Below are 23033 nucleotides of genomic sequence, written 5' to 3'. Positions count from 1 at the left end.
TATATGACAGACGAAAAAAGAACAATTCATCAACTTTCCGAACTCGGAGAGTTTGGCCTGATCAACAGGCTTACATCACATCTTACTATACACAACAAAAGTACCCTCAAGGGGGTTGGCGACGACTGTGCAGTTTTAGATTTTAATAACAAAAAGACGGTCGTAACCACCGATATGTTGACGGAAGGAATTCATTTCAACCTGATGTATGTCCCGTTAAAACATTTAGGATACAAAGCTGTGGTGGTCAACCTCAGCGATGTTTATGCTATGAATGCCATCCCGAAACAGATTACCGTAAGTATGGCCATATCGTCGAAGTTTTCCATCGAAGCACTCGACGAGCTTTATTCCGGCATCCGGTTGGCCTGCGACACGTATGGAGTTGATTTGGTAGGTGGAGACACCACCTCATCGATGACGGGATTGGTGCTTTCCATTACCGCCATCGGTGAAGCCGAAGAAGAAGATTTGGTTTTCCGCAGCGGCGCCAAACCGACTGATCTCTTATGTGTCAGCGGTGATTTAGGTGGCGCATACATGGGATTACAATTGCTGGAAAGAGAAAACGAAGTCTTTAAGGTGAACCCGAAAATGCAACCGCAGTTGGAAGGTTATGACTACATCCTGGAAAGGCAGTTAAAACCGGAAGCACGTCGTGACATGCTGAGAATCTTCCAGGAACAGGGAATCCATCCGACTGCCATGATCGATATTTCAGACGGATTGTCATCCGAAATTATGCACATCTGTGAAGAATCGGGAACCGGCTGCAAGTTATTCGAGGATCGCATTCCGATGGACGACCAGACCAAACAAATGGCGGAAGAGTTAAATGTTAATCCGCTGGTTGCGGCATTAAACGGTGGTGAAGATTATGAATTGTTATTTACCATCCCGGTAGGTGAATATGATAAAATCCGGAATCATCCGGACATTACAGTCATTGGGCACATCACAGAAAAGTCGGAAGGAACGAATTTGGTTACCGCCGGCAGCGGTCAGGAAATTCCGTTGATGGCACAAGGATGGAATCCTTTGATGAATCAGGAATAAGACAAAAACCTCAAGCAATAAAAAACCGCCCCGGAAATGGAGGCGGTTTTCTTTTTCAATATCATATCATCAATCGGGGAAATATCCTTTGATAATTCCTCGTTTCGAATCTTTCACAAACAACAGAATATCATCGCGTTCGCGGGAAGCAGGAAGCTCAGCTTCGATTACTTCCAACGCTTGTGTATTGTTGTAACCTTTCTGATAAATCAGACGGTAGATTTCCTGCACCTCACGGATTTTATCGTTGGTATATCCACGACGACGAAGTCCGATAGAGTTTACACCAACATAGGAAAGTGGCTCACGGCCTGCCTTGATGTACGGAGGAACATCTTTCCGCACCAGCGAACCACCTGAAAGCATCACATGCTTACCAATATGGCAGAACTGATGTACGGCTGTATATCCACCCAGGATAGCAAAGTCGTCAACGAACACTTCACCGGCCAGACCGGTATAATTTACCAGAATAACGTTGTTTCCAACCACACAATCATGGGCAATATGGACATATGCCATGATGAGACAGTTACTTCCTACTACCGTTTTACCTTTGGCAGCAGTACCTTTATTAATGGTTACATACTCACGAATGGTTGTGTTGTCTCCAATTTCCACGGTAGTATATTCCCCCTGGAATTTCAGGTCCTGTGGTTCACCACCAATCACTGCTCCGGGAGATATTTTACAATTCTTACCAATCCGGGTACCCGGCAAAATGGTAACATTAGGTCCAATATGGGAACCTTCGCCAATCACCACGTCCTTATCAACAGTTGTAAAGGGCTCGATGACTACATTTTCAGCAATCTGAGCTTCGGGATGAACGTACGCTAAAGGTTGTTTCATTACTATAAAATTTGAGACAACGCCGATGGTTGTCGTTTCAGAATCATCTTAGTTTTTAACAATTTGGGCCATAAATTCGCCTTCGCAGACAACCGTGTCGCCAACAAAAGCATAGCCAATCATATTAGCAATTCCACGACGAATCGGACCTGCCAGTTTCAATTTAAATATCAATGTATCGCCTGGCACCACCTTCTTTCTAAACTTAATGTTGTCAAGTTTCATGAAATAAGTGGAGTAATTTCCGTCGGAAGGTAATGAACTAATCACGAATACGCCACCACACTGCGCCATGGCTTCCACCATCAGAACGCCGGGCATAACCGGCTCATCCGGAAAATGACCGCTGAAAAACGGCTCATCCATGGTCACGTTTTTCACTCCGATAATGAAATCGTCTCCTTTGTCCATGATTTTGTCAACCAAAAGAAAGGGAGACCGGTGCGGCAACATCGTTTTTATCTCGTTGATATCATATAAAGGAGTCTCGTTGGGATCATATTCCGGAGCTGAGTTCAGAGCCGTCTGACGCTTGCATTCTTTCTGGAGAATCCGGGCAAACTCCGTGTTAGCCATGTGTCCCGGGCGACGGGCTATGATTCGCCCTTTGATGCGCTTTCCAACCAGGGCCAGGTCGCCAATCACATCAAGCAACTTATGGCGGGCACATTCGTTTTCGAAATGCAGATCGAGATTATTTAAAACACCAATCTTATCGACCTGAACATGCTCGTGGTTAAACAAGTCGGCAATGCGATCCAACTCCTGCTGCTGCATCTGCTGATCCATAATAACAATCGCGTTATCCAGATCGCCTCCTTTCACAAGATTATTCTTCAGCAACATCTCCAGCTCGCGCACAAAAACAAACGTGCGACAAGGAGCCACTTGTTTTTCAAAGTCTTTTAATGAACTGAGCGTCGCAAATTGATTTCCCAACACTACCGAATCATAGGAAATCATCACATCCAGAGCAAACTCATCGTCCGGAAGCGCAATCAACTCAATTCCCTGCTCTTCGTTACGATAAACAATTTTCTGCTTGATTTCGAAATAGTCACGACGGGCTTCCTGTTCAACCAGGCCAGCTTCTTTCAGCGTAGCCACAATGGGAGCAGAACTACCATCCAGAATGGGAGCTTCGGGACCATTTACCTCGATCAGTACATTGTCAATATCCATCCCGAGCAAAGCAGCCATCGTGTGCTCAATCGTACTAACTCCAACTTCACCTTCCTGAAGAACCGTTCCGCGCGAAGTACCTTTTACTTTCGATACATCGGCGTTAATCACCGGTTTTCCCTCTACATCTATCCTCTGAAATTTGAAACCATGATCTTCGGGAGCAGGTTTAAAGGTCATCGTCACTTCTACTCCCGTATGGAGTCCTATACCTGTCACCGAAACAGGTTTCGCAATGGTCTTTTGTTTCACACTCATTTTTCTGAGAAATTTGGTTCAACCCGGTTAGGCTATTGCCGGAATTCCGGGAGTTCTCATCCCATTTTTATTATTTCAGAATTCCCAAAAATAAACAATAAACCGTCTGAATCAATCACTTCACTAAAATCAGCTGTTGGATTCGTCCAGGTCTTTTATTTTCCGCCCAAGCTCAATCACATCTGAACGCAACTGCGGAAGATTTTTAAATACGGCATACGATTTCATAAAATCGCGATGTCCAAAAGCAGGCGTTCCAAAAATTGTCGAATTATCTTTCACATTATTTGAAATTCCTGACTGGGCACCAACTTTTACGTTATTGCCAATTCGAATATGACCGGCAATACCTACTTGTCCGCCAATCATACAATTTTCTCCAATCTTAGCTGATCCTGCAACTCCTACCTGAGCTACAATAACAGTATTTTTTCCAACCTCCACATTGTGCGCAATCTGCACCAGGTTGTCAATTTTCACCCCCTCGTTGATAACGGTTGACCCCATGGTCGCACAATCGATTGTGGTATTCGAGCCAATTTCTACATTATCACGAATCACCACATTCCCCACCTGGGCAATCTTATCATAGCTGCCATCGGAAGTTGGCGCAAATCCAAATCCATCGGATCCAACAACTACACCTGCGTGCAGAATACAATTCTTACCCACTTTACAGCCGGCGTAAACTTTCACACCTGCATACAAAATGGTATCGTCGCCAACGGTAACTCCGTCGCCAATATATACGTTGGGATAAATTTTTACATTCTTGCCGATCGTCGCCTTTTCGCCTATGTAGGCAAAAGCCCCTACATAAACCTGCTCACCGACAGTTGCTGATTCGCTTATAAAGGAAGGTTGTTCGACACCTACTTTTTTCGGTTTCGATTGCTCGTAGTAATTCAGCAATTTGGCAATCGAAGCGTAGGCGTCGTCTACACGGATAAGCGTACAGGAAAGTTCATCCTCCGGTTGAAAATCGCGGTTAACCAACACCACCGATGCCTTCGTTGTATATATATATTTAGCGTAAGCCGGATTAGCAAGAAAAGCCAATGTTCCGGGAATTCCCTGGTCGATTTTGGAAACATTATTCACTTTTACACTGCCATCTCCTTCTACTTCACCGCCCAGCAACCCGGCAATGTCGTTGGCTGAAAACTCCATGCGCTGTTCTTTAAATTTCGTGCAAAAATAGTTAATTAATATTACTTCAAAATTATTTCGCGAGGATAACAGACAAAATATTTGCGCACAGTCGTAGATAATCCGGACAAATTAATGTCCGAAGCATCCTTGATATCCTTTATTTTTCCGTTTTTGAACAAGATATTGATCTGCTCGACACTTGGCATGTAGGCATTGTTTGTCGCCGTTCCCGAGATGACAAAATAATCGGCTTCGAATGATGTCACCGAAAAAGTCTTCATAACACGTTCACGCAATTCTGCCCTCTTTTTTTCCGTTACCGGATGACTACTCAACTTGATCTTAAAAAGGTTTCGGTTAATGATACTCCGGGAAAGCGTTGACAAAATCACGTCAGAATGACGAGTCCATTCTTTTATCGAACTAAGAATATCCGTATCGTCCAGTTCGGCGAACAATTGAAGCGCTGATTTGACCGTTTCATTGTCGCCCGATTCGAACTCGTGCCGGCTGATATCGCCACGCAGAAATACACCCAGTGCTGGCGGGGCAAATACATTGTCGCCATCGGAAGCCAACTCGTGCGCCCTTTTCAACACACTTATCATCATATGCTCGGCCGACAAAACCGTTTTGTGCATGTACACCTGCCAGTACATCAATCGTCGGGCAATCAGAAATTTTTCGATAGAGTAAATCCCCTTCGACTCAACCACCAGTTCATCATTCCGGATATTCAGCATCTTGATGATCCGATCAGACGAAACAATTCCTTCCGAAACACCGGAATAAAAGCTGTCACGCTTCAGGTAATCGAGCCGATCCATGTCCAGCTGACTGCTGACCAACTGGTGCAGAAATTTTTTGTGATACTCTCCGGCGAATATCTGAATAGCCAAATCGAGACGGCCGTCAAATTCCCGATTCAACTGGTGCATGAACAACTTCGAGATAACTTCATGTGAAATCCCTTTTACCATGCTTTCTTCCAAAGCGTGTGAAAACGGACCATGTCCGATGTCATGCAAAAGGATAGCAGCCAGCACACCTGTTGTTTCCTCCTCTGTTATCTCATGTCCTTTTGTTTTCAGTACATCCAACGCTGAGCGCACCAAGTGCATTGCACCGATAACATGCTCGAAGCGGGTATGATTGGCACCGGGATAAACCAGACTGGAAAGCCCCAGCTGTTTAATCCGACGAAGACGCTGTACGTAAGGATGACTAATCAAATCCAACAACAACGGTGAATCCCACTCGATAAACCCCCACACCGGATCGTTGACAATTTTTCGTTTAAGCGGCTTCAAATGATGTTCTTTTACGATATTTTTAACTTCTGCAAAATACAAAATGTTTTCGGAAGGGGAAGGAAAAGACCGGCAACCCCCTAAAACCCAAATCTAAAATAGCTCAAACAAAAGTAGGTTTGTTTTGATATATCATACAATTATATTATTTTTGCGGCGAAGAATAATCGAAGGATTAGGGGACAGTGAGTCCCCTATTTTATTAGGGTTAAAGATGATTAATAAAGAACTGATTCGGAGTCTGATTGATGAGAAGCTTACTGACGACATGTTTGTTGTCGATATTCAGGTCTCAGCCGGTAACGCCATATCGGTTCTGATCGATAGTGACAATGGCCTGAGCATTGATCAATGCGTTGCATTCAGCCGTCAAATTGAGCACAATCTCGACCGGGATGAAGAAGATTTTCAACTGGAGGTCTCGTCGCCGGGTTTAACCCAACCCTTCAAGGTGCTTCGTCAGTACCAAAAAAATATTGGACGCGAAATTGAAGTAACAACCAATGACGGTGACAAGCACACCGGCATTTTAAAGGAAGCCAGTGAAGACGGCATCATACTGGAAGAAAGCCGGCGTGAGCGGGTTGAAGGAAAAAAGAAGAAGGTGACTGTAACAGAGGACCTTCCATTTTCGTTCGACATGATAAGAACAGCAAAAAGCGTTATTTCTTTTAAATAAAAGAATAAAGAAATGGACAATCTGAACTTGATTGACACCTTCTCGGAGTTTAAAGAGTTAAAGAACATCGACAGAGCCACGATGATGAGTGTGCTGGAAGATGTTTTTCGCAGTGTGCTACAAAAACAATACGGCACCGATGAGAATTTCGATGTAATCATCAACCCTGACAAGGGCGACTTCGAAATTTGGCGGAACCGTGAGGTTGTAGAAGACAAGGATTTAACAGATCCTAACCTTCAGATCTCTTTATCTGAAGCGAAAAAAATTGATACCGACTACGAAGTAGGTGAAGAAGTGTCTGACGAAGTGAGATTGGTTCATTTCGGTCGCCGGGCAATTCTTAACTTGCGTCAGAATCTGGCAGCAAGGATATTGGAGCTTGAAAAAGATAACATTTACACCATATATAAATCAAAAGTAGGTGATATTGTTACCGGAGAAGTTTACCAAATTTGGAAGAGGGAAATTCTGGTACTCGACGACGAAGGCAACGAACTGTTGCTTCCGAAAGCAGAGCAGATTCCTTCAGACTTTTTCCGGAAAGGAGATACCATTCGTGCAGTAGTCGTAAGGGTTGAAATGAAAAACAATAATCCGCAGATTATTCTGTCACGTACTTCACCGGTATTCCTCGAAAGACTTTTCGAGTTGGAAGTTCCCGAGATTTTCGATGGCCTGATTACCATCAAGAAAATTGTTAGGGTACCCGGTGAGCGGGCCAAAGTTGCCGTTGAATCATATGACGAGCGCGTTGACCCGGTAGGAGCTTGTGTAGGAATGAAGGGTTCCCGCATTCATGGTATCGTAAGGGAGCTACGCAACGAAAATATTGATGTAATTAATTTTACTAATAACTTGCAGCTGTACATTCAACGGGCGTTGAACCCGGCTAAAATTTCCACCATTAAAATTAATGAAGAGGATAAACGTGCCGAGGTATACCTGAAACCCGAGGAAGTATCGCTCGCAATTGGTAAAGGCGGTTTGAATATCCGTCTGGCCAGTCAGTTGACCGGCTACGAAATTGACGTTTACCGCGATCAGATAGAGGAAGATGACGAGGATGTTAACCTCGACGAATTCTCTGACGAAATTGAAGATTGGATTCTCGACGAATTGAAAGCAATTGGCTGTGACACAGCTAAGAATGTATTAAGTCTTTCAAGAGAGGAATTGATCAAAAGAACCGATCTTGAAGAGGAAACCATTGACGAGGTTCTCCGTATCTTCAAGACTGAATTTGAGTAACTCATGTTCATGTCAACAGCAGACAATCTGCCGTACAGAGATTCGGGGTAAACGGAACAGACATTTTGATTATTAACTCTTTGGCTAAATATGGTTGTAGGAAACAAAGGTACTAGATTAAGTAAAATTGCACGCGAATTAAACGTGGGTATTTCCACCCTGGTTGACTATTTGCAGAAGCAGGGGGTCGAGATTTCATCCAATCCGAACACCAAGATTGATGATAAGACACAGGAAATGCTCGAAAAGCAGTTTCGTAAAGATCACGAGGCTCGCATCGAAGCGAACAAGGTGAACTTGCGTCAAACAAGGTCGAAGAAAGAATCTGTTTCACTTGATGACGTTCATCAGGAGGAAAATGCAGACACGGAAGAAGAAGACTTCCAGGATGATGACTCCATCCGCATCGCCGACCATAGCAGTTCTGCACACCGCGCAGAAGAGAAAAAACAACAACCTTCGGAAGAGCCTCCCAAACCCAAACAATCCAAAGAACCTACGCCTCCTGCACCCGAGAAGAAAGAAAAAGAAGACAAGCCAAAAGTTAAAGTTGTTGGTCACGTAGATTTGGAAAACGTGGGCCCAAAGAAAGCCCCAAAAGAGGAAGAGAAAAAGGAAACTCCGAAAACAGAAAAAGCTCCGGAGAAAAAAGAACCAGTACCTTCTCCCGAATCTTCAGAAAAGGAAAAGAAACAGGAACAAGATAAGTCCGAAAAAGCTCCGAAACAGGAGAAAAAAGAGCCAGGGAAGACTGAAAAACCCGCGGCTGGGACACCCCCTGAAGCTGAGAAATCAGACAAAAAGGAATCTGCTTCGCCAAAAGCAGAGGACAAAGTTAAAGTCGTTGGTAAAGTCGATCTCGATTCCATGAAGCCTGGCTCAAAACAAACTAAAGAGACTCCGAAAAAACAGCAAAGACCTACCCCGGGAGAGCAGGAAGCTCGAAAAAAACCGCAGGGAAAGGGCAAAGAGAAAGAGCAATCGCAGGAGGCGAATGCTGATAACGGAGATGAAATTTTCAAACTGGAAAGAAAGAAACTTTCCGGACCGACAGTTGTCGGAAAAATTGATCTTCCGCAAGCGGATAAACGCAAGCCCGGAAACAATAAGAATAAAAAAGACGAAGAACGGCAAAACCGAAGGAAAAAGCGTAAAAGGATTCAGAAGGACCCAAAAGAACGCGTTTCGGTAAGCAACAATAAAAAGGACAATCAGCCCAACAAGCAACAACATCATAAAGATGGAGGCAAAAGAGGCGATTGGAAGAAAAAACCGAACCGGAAGAAAAACGCACCGAAAAAAGAGGTTAGCGAGGAAGATGTTCAGAAGCAAATCAAAGAAACACTTGCCCGCCTGACTTCCAAAGGTCAGAAGTCGAAAGGTTCGAAATACCGTCGTGAAAAACGTCATGCCGTCAGTGAGAAGATGGCTGAGGAAATGGCGAAAGCCGAACAGGAAAAGAATGTAATTAAGGTAACAGAATTCGTTTCTGTAAACGAATTGGCCAACATGATTGATGTTCCGGTTACCAAGATTATTGAGACCTGTATGAATCTCGGCTTGTTCGTATCCATCAACCAGCGTCTCGATGCGGAAACCATGGCTCTTGTTGCCGATGAGTTCGGCTACACCGTAGAATTTATCTCGGTAGAGGTACAGGAAGCCATCATGGAAGAGGACGATACCGACGAGGAAATGCAACCTCGCCCGCCGATTGTAACGGTGATGGGACACGTTGACCACGGTAAAACCTCACTACTCGACTACATTCGGAAAACCAACGTAATTGCTGGTGAGGCCGGAGGTATTACACAGCACATTGGAGCATATAACGTCACGCTGGAAGATAATCGTAAGATTACTTTCCTCGATACTCCAGGTCACGAGGCTTTTACAGCAATGCGTGCCCGTGGTGCTCAGATTACCGATATCGCCATCATTATTATCGCTGCCGATGATAACGTGATGCCGCAGACAATCGAGGCTATCAACCACGCTTCAGCAGCTGGTGTGCCAATTATATTCGCTATCAATAAAGTTGATAAACCGGGAGCCAATCCGGAGCGAATCAAGGAAGAGTTGGCCAACATGAACTACCTTGTCGAAGAGTGGGGTGGTAAATACCAGTCACAGGACATCTCGGCCAAGAGTGGTAATGGCATCGAAGAACTGATGGAGAAAGTACTGCTTGAAGCAGAAATGCTCGACCTGCAGGCCAATCCCGATAAACGTGCTGTCGGTTCGGTTATCGAATCATCGCTTGATAAAGGACGTGGTTATGTTGCTACCGTATTGGTTCAGGCCGGTACACTCCGAGTTGGGGACGTTATCCTGGCCGGACAGTATTTTGGACACGTCAAGGCGATGTTCAACGAACGGAACCAACGAATCGAAGAGGTGGGTCCATCAGAACCTACGCTGATTCTCGGATTGAACGGTGCACCACAGGCTGGTGACAAGTTCAACGTAATGGAAGAAGAAAAAGAGGCCCGGCAAATTGCCAACAAGCGCGAACAGTTACAGCGTGAGCAAGGACTCCGGACTCAGAAACATATCACACTCGACGAGATTGGTCGTCGTATCGCCATCGGAAACTTCCAGGAACTGAATGTGATTGTGAAAGGTGACGTTGACGGTTCCATCGAAGCACTCTCCGACTCGTTGATTAAACTGTCGACGCAGGAGATTCAGGTAAATGTTATCCACAAAGCTGTGGGACAGATTACCGAATCGGATGTGATGCTGGCTACCGCATCCAATGCAATTATCATTGGATTCCAGGTACGTCCGTCCATCAATGCTCGCCGGATTGCGGAGAAAGAGGAAATCGATATCCGTCTCTATTCAATTATCTACGACGCCATCAACGAAATCAAGTCGGCGATGGAAGGAATGCTTGCTCCCGAAATCAAGGAAGAAATACAGGGAACGGCCGAAATTATGACAACGTTCAAGATCACCAAAGTGGGTACCATTGCCGGTTGTATCGTTCGGGATGGAAAGATTACCCGCAATGCTCAGGTTCGTGTCATCAGGGATGGTATCGTGGTCTACACAGGCGTACTTGGTTCACTGAAGCGTTTCAAGGATGATGTGAAAGAAGTTGCCCGTGGTTACGAATGTGGATTAAACATCGAAGGCTACAATGATATCAAAGAAGGTGATTTTGTAGAAGCTTTCACTGAGGTAGAAGTGGCCAAAAAACTGAAATAAGCAAAATTCACGATAAAAGAAAAGCCGGTCAAAATTTTGACCGGCTTTTTTAGTGTCTTTTAGGAGGATAATCAGCCCTCGATCAAATCTTTGTATTCGTCTGCCGACATCAGGTCATCCAATTCAGATGAGTCACTCATGGCAATTTTAATCATCCATCCTTTTCCGTACGGATCTTTGTTCACCAACTCGGGTGCGTCTTCCAGTTCAGTATTGAAAGACTCTACGGTTCCGGAAACGGGCATAAACAAATCAGAGACAGTTTTAACGGCTTCGACAGTACCAAAAACCTCCTCTTTTCCCAGTTCGTCGCCTTCGGTCTCAATTTCGAGGAAAACGATATCACCTAACTCACCCTGAGCAAAATCGGTGATACCAACTACAGCTTTGTCACCTTCCACACGAACCCATTCGTGGTCTTTCGTGTATTTTAAATCAGCAGGAATATTCATAAGATAAAACGTTTTAAAAATTTCAGATGCTTTCCCAAAAGTACAACAATTTTTGGTTTAAACCCTGTTAGAAAGTCACCTCCAAAAACAGAATCCTGAACTGGGAAAGAAGCATTGAAATTAATTAATGCACTGTTTTTATTAAATCCCAAAATTGATTAAAATTGAAAAACGAAAATCCACATTGAAAATGTTTAAGGCTGAGATACATTCTCTGGAAGATATCAACCATATCGCCAAGCGATTTATTGCGGCGCATCCGGCCGACAGAGTATTTGCATTTTACGGGAAGATGGGAGCGGGTAAAACAACGTTTATCAAGGCGTTATGCGAAGAAATGCAGGTAATCGATTACGTTACATCCCCCACCTTTGCATTGATCAACGAATACCAAACTTCAACCGACGACCAGATTTTCCACTTCGACTTTTACCGGATAAAAACACTGGAAGAAGCATTCGATTTTGGTTATGAAGACTACTTTTTCAGTGGAAAACACTGCTTTATCGAATGGCCTGAAAAAATTGAGAGCCTTCTCCCGGAGAATGTTGTAAAAGTTTACATCACCGAACTGGACGACGGACTGAGGATGATCGAATCGAGAAATTAACCTGATAAGCCATGATTCAACGGAAATCTGCCAAAATGAGTTCGCTTGCCAATCCGGATTTGCTTCCAAAAGAACAACTCCTGATTCCACAGAAGAAAAGCATGAAACTGAGCATCGGCATTCCGAATGTCGTTCCCGACGTAGAGTTCCGTATTCCGTTGACGCCACAGGCTGTTGAACTTTTGGTGTCGAACGGCCATGACATCTTCATTGAAAAAGGAGCTGGAGAAGGTTCCAGTTATTCCGATCACGCTTACGCTGAATCAGGAGCCGTCATCTGTGAAACGAAAGCCGAAGTTTTTCAGTCGGACGTGATTGTGAAAATGTCGGCATTTACACTAGAGGAAGCAAAACTTTTGAAAGGCAACCAACTTCTGTTGTCGCCGCTATACATCACATTTCAAAGCCAGGAAACCGTTCGCAAACTAATGCAAAAACGGGTGACTGCCATTGGCTTTGAGTACATGAAAGACGAACATGGCATTTTCCCGGTTACCCGGATTTTAAGTGAAATAATGGGAAACGCTGCCATTTTTGTAGCCAGCGATTACCTCAGCACCTTCCGGGACGGAAAAGGAGTTATCCTGGGTGGAATCACCGGCATATCTCCAACCGAAGTAGTCATTATCGGTTCCGGAACAGCAGCTGAGTTTGCTGCCCGCAATGCATTAGGCCTAGGAGCGGTTGTCAAGGTATTCGACGACAGTATCCACAAACTGATGCGTTTCCAGGAACGACTGGGGCAACGGGTTTTTACCTCGGTTTTTCACCCGAAAGCATTAAAGAAAGCTTTGAAATCGGCGGATGTAGCTATTGGCGCGTTATCGATGAACGAAGTTCCGAAAATAATTGTCCCCGAAACGATGGTAGAGAACATGAAAAACGGCTCTGTCATTATCGATTTGAATATTATCCAGGGAGGCTGTTTCGAAACATCGCGGATTACCAATCTGAAAAAACCGGTGTTCAACAAGCATGGCGTTATCCACTACTGTGTACCGAATATCTCTTCCAGAATGGCGCGAACCACATCTATTTCGGTTAGCAATATCATCGCTCCTATCCTGCTCAACATGGGACGTTCAGGAAGTTTGAAACAATATATCCGAAACAACCAGGGATTCTGCGAGGGAATTTATGTTTTCAACGGAATTCTAACGAATCACGACCTAGGGAACATACTCGACATTCCTGTTAAGGATATCAACCTGCTACTTGCTGCTTTCTAATCTTCAGCCACCAAAATCATCATCGAGGTAGGATGAATGCGTACTTTTCCGGTGGTCATCCGCCCCATTCCGTTTGGATTAATTTCTCCGTCTTCAGCAATAACCAACCAGTTGGCTTCGGGTATCTCCAGTTCAACTGAGTAATTATTTCCATTGAATAACATCTGAATGCTCTTCCATGAATCGCCATTGGCATAATCACCCAGCTCGTATTGAATAATTCCGGGAATGTATTTGCCGTTGAACCGCATCTTCTCGTTTATCATTTTCGCAGAACTCATCCGGAATGCCGGATGCTGCCGGCGCAGCTCAATGCATTTCTGAGTGAAAAGGAACAAATTGTGAAATTCGTGCTTCCGGCTCCAGTCAATCTGGTTCAGCAAATCGGGTGACCGATACGAATCGTGATGACCTCCCTTGGTCCGCATCATTTCGGAGCCTGCGTGCAAAAATGGCACTCCCTGTGAAGTTATCACAATGCCCAGCGCCAGCCTAACCATCCGTTCAATTTGCGTTTTGGAAGCTTCCGGGCAGGAATATTGCAGCTTATCAAATAAAGTAAAGTTGTCGTGGCAAGATACATAATTGATGCACTGCGCAGCTTCATTAGCCCAGGGGCCCTTGGACGATTCAACAAATTCGTATGCAATCTGCTCGTGCTCTACAGCGCCTACCATCGAAAACTTCAAACGCTCTTCCTGCAGCGTATGACCACTGATGAAGCCGGTACTAAACTGATCGAAAGCACTACCTTTCAAGCCATCACGCATATCGTCGCTAAAACTGGCAATGCGGTCGAGCTTCAGCGTATGTCGTTTGAGGGCACGTTTCTTCTTCTCCAACGGGCTCTTGCCAGCTGCCCAACCTTCGCCGTAAAGGAAAATATTCGGGTTGATGGTATCGAGACTTTTCCGAATAGCATTCATGGTTTCGATATCCAGCACCCCCATTAAGTCAAAGCGGAAGCCATCGATGTGATATTCAGAAGCCCAATACATCACCGAATCAACGATATACTTCCGGACCATCGCCCTTTCAGAGGCCAGTTCATTTCCGCATCCGCTGGCATCAGAGAAACTGCCATCCTCTTTCTGTCGGTAAAAATAACCGGGAACGGTTTGATTGAAGTACGACTCGTTGATGAGGCCAGTATGATTGTAAACCACATCGAGGATAACGCCAATTTCCTGGTTGTGCAACGCTTGTACCAGTTGCTTCAGCTCTTTAACCCGCACTCTGCCATCGTCCGGGTCAGTTGAGTACCACCCCTCGGGCGTATTGTAGTTCAGCGGGTCGTACCCCCAATTGTATTGAGGCGCCTCCTTTCTTTCGTCAACCGTATAAAAATCGGCAACCGGCAACAAATGAACGTGAGTAACTCCCAGTTCATCAAGATGGTCCAGTCCGGTTTTTTCTCCTGTGGATGTTTTTGTTCCGGTCTCGGTAAATCCCAGGTATTTTCCTTTATGTTGTATACCCGAATCTGGAGACATGGAAAAGTCGCGGATATGCGTTTCGTAAATGACCATGTCGGTAGGTGAATCCGGCACAACGTGCTCGTCATCTGCCCACCCCTCAGGATTGGTCTCATCCGGATTGAAAATCATCCCGCGCCGGCCGTTGATACCGGTGCTTCGAGCGTAGATGTCGGGACCTTCCAGAAGCCAGCCGTAGTTGTCGCGTACCTGAAGGGTGTAGTACCAACCATTCCAGTCTCCCGATAACTCCAAAAGCCAGATGCCATTATCTCTTTGCTCGAGGTAGTGTTCAACCTGGGCATCGCCTCCAAATCCTTCCAGGTACAACCGAAAAAAAATACGGGTTGCCGAAGGCGCCCAAACCTTCACCATGGTCTTATCCTCAGACCAGAATACTCCTAAATCGTTACCTTCGTAAACGGGGTATTTATCAAATTCAACAGGATTAAATTTCCAGTTTCTCACAGTCTATATCCATTTTAAACGCACAATCCGGCTTTCGAGCCGAATATTTCCATTCACTTCCGCAACTTCCACTCTCACCCTGGTTGCTGTTCTCAGAATGGGTTCCTTCCTGTAAAAAGGTTCAAGTTGCACGGTTAGCTCGTGGGTTTGGCCGGAATCCAACAACAGCGGATAAATCTCCGATTCATTTACTTTCCGTATCCGGAATTTTCGGGAGCTTCGCCATCGTTTAAACACAATTACCGGCGCTTCAATATCGATTATGCAGTCCGAATGATTTTTCATTCTGACATACAAAACAATGGGTCTGAATTCCGGTTCACCAGAAAGTGACAATGACAATTCTCCGTTACCTGATTCAGGGTTTTTCGACGCGCTCAACAGTCGTCTCCATAAAACCCTCCTCCATAAATAGTACACGATTACTGGCACGAGCAAAGCGGCCAGTCCCCAAAGTATCTTGTACCCTTCAGGTCCGACATTATGCAACGCTGATAGACTATTTACCGAAAGTGTAACACATGCAATCATCCTCTGGTGCAGGATTTAATCACACAAAAGAAGGGAATTCTGCGAATATTCCCGCATAAAAACCAGTCGATTACCAAAATATCTTTATAGAGAAACCCTGACACAAACTAATCCTGTTCAAACCCTGTGAATATATTGTTGAAAACTCAATCCGGTCCGTTCAAATAATAGTTAAAACCTTGTGGAATACTTTTACTGACGGTGAATAAATTTGAATTAAAGCTCTTTTGACATTTGCCATTTTCCAGATGCCAGTTAGCAGAAAGTTGAAAAAAGCGGTTGTTATTCACATTTTATCAACAGTGAAATTAAAAACTCAGTCGCTCCCGAAGATTCCGGTAGCCCGATTTACTAACCTTCAGCTTTTCACCACCATTAAGCCGCAATATCCATGACTCTTTTTCGTACTGCTGAATTTCGCTGATTTGTGAAACATTCACCAGATAAGAACGATGAATACGGATAAACTGCTGCGGATCGAGGTGAGTCTCGAAGTATTTCATCGTCTTCTGTTTCATTGCATGTTCATTCTTCCAGTAGATCATCACATAGTCATCTTGTGACTCGATGTAGCGGATATCGCTGGCCGGAATGATGTGGATTTTACTCCCGGATTTAACGACAATCCGTTCCACATGAACCACCTGATCGTCGTGATCACTGACTAACTGTTCAACAGGCAGCTGGTCGATATCTTTTTTCTCGATTCGTTCGATGGCTTTATCAACAGCTTGCGAAAGTCGCTCAATCGGGTAAGGTTTCAACAAGTAATCAACAGCGTTCATCTCGAAGGCGCGGATGGCATATTGATCGAATGCCGTGGAAAAAATAATTTCCGGCGGCTCGGTCAGCAGCTCCAGCATCTCAAAACCGTTGACTTTAGGCATCTGAATATCCAGGAACACCAAATCGGGATGCAGCTCCTGAACGGCCTTCACTCCTTCAAGCCCGTTCGAACATTCTCCGATCACTTCAACACGTTGGTCTTCTTTGAGGTATTCAATTAATAATTCACGGGCCAGATCTTCATCATCAACAACAAGGACGCGATATTTTTTCATGGCAAAAAGGTTTTCAATTGATTCAATACTAAGATGACAAGCAATATTCTTTAGATATTCTTCGACTTATCAACTTCGTCCTGAGGAATTTTCATATGAACGTGAAATGTATTCATCCGCTTCTCAACATCCAGCAGCCCACTACGTCCGTACATCACCCTTAGCCGGCTCCCAATATTTCGGAGTCCCACTCCTTCACCTTTTGTTGGAACTGCTTCCGGGTCAAAATCATTTTCAATATCGAGAACAAGAAATTCAGCCACCACCACTGCTTTCAGTCTAATCTCAACGGGTTCAATCGCCTCATAAACACCGTATTTAATGGCATTTTCAAAAACCGGTTGCAATATCAGGTTAGGCACAATGCTTTCTCCGGCCGCATCTTCAACATCAATATGATACTTTAACTTACTACCAAATCGCACCTTCTCTATTTTCAAGTACAACTCGATATTATGCAACTCCTGATTCAAGGTAACTTTATCCTCGTTCCGACTTTTCAGAGAATACCTCATAAATTCGGAAAGACATACCACCATCTCGCGGGCGCGTTCCGGCTTTGTCATCGTCAATGAAGCAATGGAATTTAAACTGTTGAACAGGAAATGTGGATTGATTTGCGACTTCAGAGCTTTCAGTTCAGATTCCTTCACCATTGATTCCAGCTGTGCTGTACGTTCTACCTTTTCCCTGAAATTCCGGTAATAAACAATCAGATAATAAAACAAAACCAGCAGGACGTAGAGCAACAGGCAAGTCCAGGCACGGCCAGGATAACTATTCTCATAAAACCCATAATAAGTGGGCGACTGGACAAACAAATGAACGATTACTCCCCCAACAAAGAGCCACAGAGAAATAAATATCAAGGCAGCTGCGATATGATTCCCTAAAAACTGCAACCGGCTCATTTCATCCGGATCTGTATATATTACCATATACCAAACGCCTAATCCCATACCCCCGAAGAGCACGATATTGACAAAACTGTCTGTAAAGGCAAACCACCAGGGCACTGGATTATTCAAAGCCAGCACCAGAAAGATACCGATCCCGATAACAATCAGGACCGATAGATATATGACCAGAAAACGCCTGTTAGCAATAAACGGGTGAGTCATAGGTTAGTGGTTAGATGGTTATGGTAAATTGGCCACTTCTCCGCCGCCAAAAATAGCAAACCCCTTTATAACTACTACTTTGTTACTATCGACTTCACTCAATGAGATAGAGCGCTTGTCAGAGAATCCGCCGAGAATAGCAACGACCTCCACTTTCACATTCCAATCGGATGGTACGATGAACTTGGAACCGCCAAACATAGTGAACATATCGATGGTACAGTTTTCTGCCGGATTTGCCTTCAACAGATTAAATGTACAACCACCAAAAATAGTCGTCACTTTTCCACCTTTAAAATTATTGGTTACCAGGGAAGTTTCACGTCCACCCAGCACAGCGACTTCGTCAAAATAGTCCGTTGAATTCACCCCTTTTTTAAAGTTCGCTCCGTGCCGTGTTCGATCCATTAAAAATACCAGACCGACAATGACCAGTACAGCCGGCCAGAAATTATAAACGATATTATCGGGGACACCCGAAATGCGGGGCAAGAGGAAAAATCCGCCAATAGCGATTAAAATAAGACCAGGCGTAACAGCTCTTTTGGCCAGGTTAAATAAGCCAATGACGATAAGCAGCATCTGCCAGCTAATGATAATACGGGATACTGAATAAGGTATCATCCCCGAATTATCGGCAATCAAAATAACTCCAATCAGGACCAGTATCAATCCCAGGAGTGGACGATTTCCTTTATGAGAACGATAAGGCTTCGCAAAATCATCCTGAGGGAAATGCGGATTATGGTTTGATGTCATGATATTAATTTTTATTGTTTACCTCAAAAATAGCCCGAAAGAGCAGAATCCAAAATGCTAAATCGGTAAATCCCGCTTAATTATCGGTAAACAGCGAAAAATTAATAATCGTTATTTCTACCCGACTGCTCAACCATCTTACTCAACCCATGGTTAAAGCCATCGGAGCGCAACAACTCTTCCATCTTCAAATGCATCCGGTAGCGCCAATAGTAATAGGTTATCCCCGGGATGTTAATCCGCTCGTTCCATATCTTCTCCCATCGCAATTCACCGTCCATGGCCAGTAAATCCTGCAAAGGAAAGATGGCCCACATAGCCGGTGACCACAAATGCTGATTGATAATATCACGCGCTATCCATGGCTCCATGAAATGCGGCACTTCACCTGCATGTCCCAACAGGGTATGGAAAAAGCGACTACTACGCTCGTAGTCTTCTTCCCACCATCCCCTGATGGTCGTCATATCGTGGCTGGAAGTAGTGCAGACTGACAGGTACGGCGCATCGGACGGGTGCCCGAATTCCACCTCGGTATCATGAGGTCTGCGTTGCACCTCGAGCGTTAAGATGCCCAACTCTTTCAGTACCCGTTGCACACAGTCAGGATTCATTCCCAAATCATCGCCAAAGGCCATCATATCGGAAGTGCGCAATAATGCCGGGAGTTTCACCATAGCATTGTCGCGCCACAGATCTTCATGCCGTTTGTAGAAATAATCCACATACAGCTGCTCAAAACAATAGCGCGTTTCTTCATCCAGATTAATAAACGAGTAAGTATCCTGAAGACGAATTCGTGGATGGAATTTATACTTGTCATACGGATCGCGCAAAAACAGGACCTCGCTAACCAGCGAATTCAAGCCTTCCATAATCCGGGTTTCCTTATCAGGAAGATTGCCTTCTTTCTTGAATTGCTCAAAGTGAATAGCAATTTTTCTTTGTGTATCTACTTCCGGACGAAGATTGTATTTACCCGAACCATACTCTTCCAGGTACCTGTTCTTCACCTCATCGGTATAATCGCCGAACAAATCCCACAGAAAATATTCGCGGATAAACGGCCGCGTCATTCGCTCCTCGATGAAATGAATTCCGGCATCGATAATATCATCCCGCGTAAGCGGAAAAGAAGGCACAAAAAAGCCCATATCAGCGCTGGTTTGCGATGAAGGAATTACCCACGTACGGAAAAATCCAACCACATGCGCCAGCCGATAAGCATCGAACCAGGAAGCAAGCTTTAGTAGTCGTTTACGCCACCAATCGTAACCATCATAAGCCATGCGCTCCCAGTTATAGGTCGGATATCCCCAGTTTTGTCCCATATCGTCATCTTCATTTGGCGGTGCACCTATCTGTTCCTCCAGGTTAAATAACTCGGGATGCGTCCAGGTCTCAACGCTATCGGGGCTAACGCCTATCGGGATATCGATTTTCAGCACGATTCCGTTTTTCCGCGCATAGTTCGACGCATCACGCAACTGCCGGTCGAGGTGATACTGAATGAAATAGTGGACAGCAATATCGGGATAGTGTTTTTGTGACGGATCGCAAAGCTGCTGTATCTCCTCTGGACGATAGATGGCGTACTTCTTCCACATACGATGAGCGGCTGTTTTATTCTGATCACGCAAATAACAAAATGCTGCATAAGGAACCAGCCACTCTTTGTTTTCCGAGAAGAAGAGAAGAAAATCACGATCATTCAGAAACGTTTCCATCTCTTGGTCAAACAGCTGTTTAAAATAACGCGACTTAACCCGGTGAACCTCCTCATAGGGAACCGATTCCATCTGGTTTAATTCGTAAAGCTGTTCCCGAAAATCCTGCATCACCTTCCCGTCTTTCAACTCTCCCATTAGTTCAATGTTCGCATAAACCGGGTGCAGGGCCATCGCAGAAATAACTTTGTACGGGTATGAATCAATCCAGCTTTGCGTAGCCACCGTTTCGTTGACCGGAAGAAGCTGTATCATCTTCAGGCCATTTTTCTTAGCCCAGTCAACCAACATTCTCAAGTCAGGAAATTCACCAATTCCTCCACTTTTTTCGGTCCGGATAGAAAATACCGGCAGCGCCACACCCGCGCCCCGCCAAACACCAATCGGGAAACGAAACTTCTCGTCGGTATGTACTTTCAGGCTATTATCTTCTTTACAGACAAAATCACGAATCACACGATTATTGCCTTCTTCCCACGAAATCACTTTTCGCTCACGCTCGTCATACACGACATATTTGAATTCCAGTGGAAACACTAATTCCGAGGCATCAATATCCACCGACCAAAGCGGGAAACGCGAATCATCCATCACGAGAGCGTCCCGCTCTTTCCAGGCACCTAATTCCGGGCGATTTCCCAATAAAGCAATAGTGTACCGGTGATTTACCCTAGGAACATGTACCTGCACCCGCAACACCCGGCCAGTATGTAATTGCTTCTGGCTCTTACCTGATGGTTTTCGCTGCATCAGCACTCGGGTAAAAGCTGAATGGAAAAGCGTATTCTCTACATCCTGCGAGGTTCTCCAAAAATCGCGGATACGAACCTCATCAAACTTCCCTTTCGAAAGATCAACATGTCGGTTACCTCCCCACTCCCACAAAACGCCTCCGTCATCGTCTTTCACGAGGTATTTATAATCCCACGAATTAAGGTATTCTACATTGATAATGAGCTCCCATTCTCCCGGATAAATATTCTCCATCTCAAGAGCTCGATCGGGATTCCATTCGCCAAATTCAGGCCGGGAGCCCAAAACATAAAGTCGTTGTCCCCAAACAGTCTGATAATCTATCTTAAAAGAAACTCTCATAAGTTATCCTCCTAAAATGTAGGTGAACAAAAGCTTTGGGGGTCATTACCTACAATTTACAACTTATAAATTTGTCATAAAATGAAACACTACAAAAAATAAATTGTTGGAGAGTCAGTATATGCAAGTAATTTACCTGCATATTGCCAGTAGTTTGTTAAACACGAGGATAACTTAACATGAACAGCCGATCTAATTTTACGACTGCACCACTACCCGGACTTATCAAGCAATTGGCGGTTCCGGCCAGTGTTGGCTTCATTTTTAACACGCTGTTCAATGTAGCCGACACGTGGTATGGCGGACTCCTATCGACGAAGGTACTGGCAGCCCTGTCGCTCTCTTTCCCCGTTTTCTTTATTATCCTGGCACTGGGAACCGGTTTGGGAACGGGAACAACTGCTCTCATATCTCATGCGCTGGGCGCGGGAAAATTTAAGGAAGCCCGGTTGTACGGCATTCAGGCTATCTCATTTGCTGTCGTCAACTCAGTACTGCTCACGATAATCGGTTTCTTCCTTGCCCCGATACTTTTCCGCATCATGGGTGCCGAAGGCGAATACCTCGACACGGCACTGCAATATATGTACCTGATACTTTTCGGCACCGTATTTTTCTTGATGAATAATATCTTCAACGCCTTCCTAACCTCGCGGGGAGACACCCGCACCTACCGGAATTTCCTGATAGCCGGATTCTTTTTGAACCTCGGATTCGACCCCTGGTTCATGTTCGGAGGCCTGGGAATTCCCGCTATGGGCATAAAAGGCATTGCGCTTTCAACCGTTATGATTCAATTCATCGGCATGTTTTACCTGCTATTCGTGGTTCGGCGCCGAGGTATCCTGCTTCATTTGAACTACCGTGAACTTTTTCCGAGAAAGCTGTTTTTCACCAACCTCTTCAAGCAGGGATTTCCGGCCAGTTTAAATATGATGACAATCGCGCTGGGAATTTTTATCATTACGGCTTTCGCCGGAAGATTTGGAGCCAACACGGTTGCTGCATTCGGGATTGCTATCCGGATAGAACAAATGGCTTTACTTCCAACTATCGGACTGAATATTGCCACCCTGACACTTACAGGGCAAAACATGGGCGCACTTTTGTTGCACCGCGTTTATGAAACCTGGAAATTGAGCCAGACCTACGGGATTATCATCATTCTGATTGGCTCCACGCTGGTTTTCTTCTTTGCCCGGCAATTGGTCGGATTTTTCACCGATGATCCTGATGTCGTTGGAATAGGTGTTGAATACCTCCACGTAGGTGTTTTCTATTTCCTATCCTACATTATTTTGAATATTTCTGTCTCGACTTTGCAAGGCATGAAAAAACCTATGTATGCCATATGGATTGGACTATACAGAAGATTGTTAGTGCCGCTGCCCCTGTTCTATTTTCTGGCCGTCATGTTAAATTGGGGCACAAAAGGAATCTGGTGGAGCCTTTTTATCGTAAACTGGACAGCAGCCATTTATACTTTTTTTTATACCCGGAAAAAAATTCGTAAGGTTGCACACATTCATACGTCTAAAACATAGTTTAACCC

18 protein-coding genes are annotated in these 23033 nt (G+C 44.7%); 7 read left to right on the top strand and 11 right to left on the bottom strand.

Translation table 11 applies throughout. The annotated features are described in order from the left end of the window. The first annotated feature begins 3 nt into the window (after positions 1–3). Positions 4–1056 carry a thiamine-phosphate kinase gene (gene thiL, locus AC060N_RS01430; RefSeq protein ID WP_106541262.1) on the top strand — a complete coding sequence of 351 codons (1053 nt, stop codon included), beginning with the start codon at positions 4–6 and terminating at the stop codon, positions 1054–1056. Positions 1057–1125: 69 nt separating this feature from the next. Here thiL and lpxA read toward each other — a convergent pair whose 3' ends face one another. From lpxA to AC060N_RS01410, 4 genes are all read right to left on the bottom strand, one after another. Next, a complete protein-coding gene (lpxA, locus tag AC060N_RS01425) occupies positions 1126–1908 on the bottom strand; it encodes an acyl-ACP--UDP-N-acetylglucosamine O-acyltransferase (RefSeq protein ID WP_479525582.1) in 783 nt (260 codons plus the stop codon). Positions 1909–1956: 48 nt separating this feature from the next. Beyond that, positions 1957–3348, bottom strand: a complete 1392-nt coding sequence (locus tag AC060N_RS01420; RefSeq protein WP_479525581.1) for a bifunctional UDP-3-O-[3-hydroxymyristoyl] N-acetylglucosamine deacetylase/3-hydroxyacyl-ACP dehydratase — start codon at positions 3346–3348, stop codon at positions 1957–1959. A gap of 129 nt (positions 3349–3477) precedes the next feature. After that, the gene (gene lpxD / locus AC060N_RS01415) at positions 3478–4518 is read right to left on the bottom strand and encodes a UDP-3-O-(3-hydroxymyristoyl)glucosamine N-acyltransferase (RefSeq protein ID WP_479525580.1); all 1041 of its coding nucleotides are present in this window, start codon (positions 4516–4518) and stop codon (positions 3478–3480) included. Between the two features lie 41 nt (positions 4519–4559). Beyond that, positions 4560–5810, bottom strand: a complete 1251-nt coding sequence (locus AC060N_RS01410) for an HD domain-containing protein (RefSeq protein ID WP_479525579.1) — start codon at positions 5808–5810, stop codon at positions 4560–4562. A 214-nt stretch (positions 5811–6024) separates the two neighbouring features. Here AC060N_RS01410 and rimP point away from each other — a divergent pair, with 214 nt between their 5' ends. The 3 genes from rimP (at position 6025) to infB (ending at position 10953) form a co-directional block, all read left to right on the top strand. Continuing rightward, on the top strand, positions 6025–6489 hold the full coding sequence (gene rimP / locus AC060N_RS01405) for a ribosome assembly cofactor RimP (RefSeq protein WP_106541258.1): 465 nt from the start codon (positions 6025–6027) through the stop codon (positions 6487–6489). A gap of 12 nt (positions 6490–6501) precedes the next feature. Then, positions 6502–7740, top strand: coding sequence for a transcription termination factor NusA (nusA, locus tag AC060N_RS01400; protein WP_106541257.1), 1239 nt, complete (start codon positions 6502–6504; stop codon positions 7738–7740). Between the two features lie 90 nt (positions 7741–7830). Continuing rightward, complete coding sequence (gene infB / locus AC060N_RS01395) at positions 7831–10953, top strand: translation initiation factor IF-2 (protein WP_106541256.1); 3123 nt, start codon at positions 7831–7833, stop codon at positions 10951–10953. Positions 10954–11024: 71 nt separating this feature from the next. On the opposite strand, the gene gcvH is transcribed toward infB, so the two are convergent. Then, positions 11025–11405: a glycine cleavage system protein GcvH gene (gene gcvH / locus AC060N_RS01390; RefSeq protein WP_106541255.1), complete on the bottom strand. Its 381-nt coding sequence runs from the start codon at positions 11403–11405 to the stop codon at positions 11025–11027. A gap of 190 nt (positions 11406–11595) precedes the next feature. Between gcvH and tsaE the strand changes: the two genes are divergently transcribed. Both tsaE and AC060N_RS01380 read left to right on the top strand, forming a co-directional pair. After that, positions 11596–12015, top strand: a complete 420-nt coding sequence (tsaE, locus tag AC060N_RS01385) for a tRNA (adenosine(37)-N6)-threonylcarbamoyltransferase complex ATPase subunit type 1 TsaE (RefSeq protein WP_479525578.1) — start codon at positions 11596–11598, stop codon at positions 12013–12015. 11 nt (positions 12016–12026) lie between these two features. Further along, entirely contained in the window at positions 12027–13244 is a 1218-nt protein-coding gene (locus AC060N_RS01380) for an alanine dehydrogenase (protein ID WP_479525577.1), read from the top strand. Here AC060N_RS01380 and pulA read toward each other — a convergent pair. From pulA to AC060N_RS01350, 6 genes are all read right to left on the bottom strand, one after another. Beyond that, positions 13241–15187, bottom strand: coding sequence for a type I pullulanase (gene pulA / locus AC060N_RS01375; RefSeq protein ID WP_479525576.1), 1947 nt, complete (start codon positions 15185–15187; stop codon positions 13241–13243). The genes AC060N_RS01380 and pulA overlap by 4 nt on opposite strands. A 3-nt stretch (positions 15188–15190) precedes the next feature. Further along, positions 15191–15718: a hypothetical protein gene (locus AC060N_RS01370; RefSeq protein ID WP_479525575.1), complete on the bottom strand. Its 528-nt coding sequence runs from the start codon at positions 15716–15718 to the stop codon at positions 15191–15193. Between the two features lie 308 nt (positions 15719–16026). Then, positions 16027–16779 carry a LytR/AlgR family response regulator transcription factor gene (locus AC060N_RS01365; protein WP_479525574.1) on the bottom strand — a complete coding sequence of 251 codons (753 nt, stop codon included), beginning with the start codon at positions 16777–16779 and terminating at the stop codon, positions 16027–16029. Positions 16780–16829: 50 nt separating this feature from the next. Further along, on the bottom strand, positions 16830–17900 hold the full coding sequence (locus AC060N_RS01360; protein WP_106541250.1) for a sensor histidine kinase: 1071 nt from the start codon (positions 17898–17900) through the stop codon (positions 16830–16832). A gap of 18 nt (positions 17901–17918) precedes the next feature. Continuing rightward, on the bottom strand, positions 17919–18659 hold the full coding sequence (locus AC060N_RS01355; RefSeq protein ID WP_463237970.1) for a LiaF transmembrane domain-containing protein: 741 nt from the start codon (positions 18657–18659) through the stop codon (positions 17919–17921). A 101-nt stretch (positions 18660–18760) separates the two neighbouring features. Then, positions 18761–21481 carry a 4-alpha-glucanotransferase gene (locus tag AC060N_RS01350; protein ID WP_479525573.1) on the bottom strand — a complete coding sequence of 907 codons (2721 nt, stop codon included), beginning with the start codon at positions 21479–21481 and terminating at the stop codon, positions 18761–18763. Positions 21482–21660: 179 nt separating this feature from the next. Here AC060N_RS01350 and AC060N_RS01345 point away from each other — a divergent pair, with 179 nt between their 5' ends. Beyond that, the gene (locus AC060N_RS01345; protein WP_479525572.1) at positions 21661–23025 is read left to right on the top strand and encodes an MATE family efflux transporter; all 1365 of its coding nucleotides are present in this window, start codon (positions 21661–21663) and stop codon (positions 23023–23025) included. Positions 23026–23033 lie beyond the last annotated feature (8 nt).

The sequence above is a fragment of the Prolixibacter sp. DSM 2831 genome, from assembly GCF_056493735.1.
This window is presented reverse-complemented; position numbering and strand designations above follow the sequence as displayed.

Excerpts from the sequence above, each read along its gene's own strand:
- nusA (WP_106541257.1), top strand. The coding sequence starts at position 6,502 with ATGGACAATCTGAACTTGATTGACACCTTCTCGGAGTTTAAAGAGTTA.
- gcvH (WP_106541255.1), bottom strand. The coding sequence starts at position 11,405 with ATGAATATTCCTGCTGATTTAAAATACACGAAAGACCACGAATGGGTT.
- lpxD (WP_479525580.1), bottom strand. The coding sequence starts at position 4,518 with ATGGAGTTTTCAGCCAACGACATTGCCGGGTTGCTGGGCGGTGAAGTA.
- AC060N_RS01345 (WP_479525572.1), top strand. The coding sequence starts at position 21,661 with ATGAACAGCCGATCTAATTTTACGACTGCACCACTACCCGGACTTATC.
- AC060N_RS01370 (WP_479525575.1), bottom strand. The coding sequence starts at position 15,718 with ATGATTGCATGTGTTACACTTTCGGTAAATAGTCTATCAGCGTTGCAT.
- AC060N_RS01365 (WP_479525574.1), bottom strand. The coding sequence starts at position 16,779 with ATGAAAAAATATCGCGTCCTTGTTGTTGATGATGAAGATCTGGCCCGT.
- lpxA (WP_479525582.1), bottom strand. The coding sequence starts at position 1,908 with ATGAAACAACCTTTAGCGTACGTTCATCCCGAAGCTCAGATTGCTGAA.
- AC060N_RS01350 (WP_479525573.1), bottom strand. The coding sequence starts at position 21,481 with ATGAGAGTTTCTTTTAAGATAGATTATCAGACTGTTTGGGGACAACGA.
- AC060N_RS01360 (WP_106541250.1), bottom strand. The coding sequence starts at position 17,900 with ATGACTCACCCGTTTATTGCTAACAGGCGTTTTCTGGTCATATATCTA.
- infB (WP_106541256.1), top strand. The coding sequence starts at position 7,831 with ATGGTTGTAGGAAACAAAGGTACTAGATTAAGTAAAATTGCACGCGAA.
- AC060N_RS01355 (WP_463237970.1), bottom strand. The coding sequence starts at position 18,659 with ATGACATCAAACCATAATCCGCATTTCCCTCAGGATGATTTTGCGAAG.
- rimP (WP_106541258.1), top strand. The coding sequence starts at position 6,025 with ATGATTAATAAAGAACTGATTCGGAGTCTGATTGATGAGAAGCTTACT.
- thiL (WP_106541262.1), top strand. The coding sequence starts at position 4 with ATGACAGACGAAAAAAGAACAATTCATCAACTTTCCGAACTCGGAGAG.
- AC060N_RS01420 (WP_479525581.1), bottom strand. The coding sequence starts at position 3,348 with ATGAGTGTGAAACAAAAGACCATTGCGAAACCTGTTTCGGTGACAGGT.
- tsaE (WP_479525578.1), top strand. The coding sequence starts at position 11,596 with ATGTTTAAGGCTGAGATACATTCTCTGGAAGATATCAACCATATCGCC.
- AC060N_RS01380 (WP_479525577.1), top strand. The coding sequence starts at position 12,027 with ATGATTCAACGGAAATCTGCCAAAATGAGTTCGCTTGCCAATCCGGAT.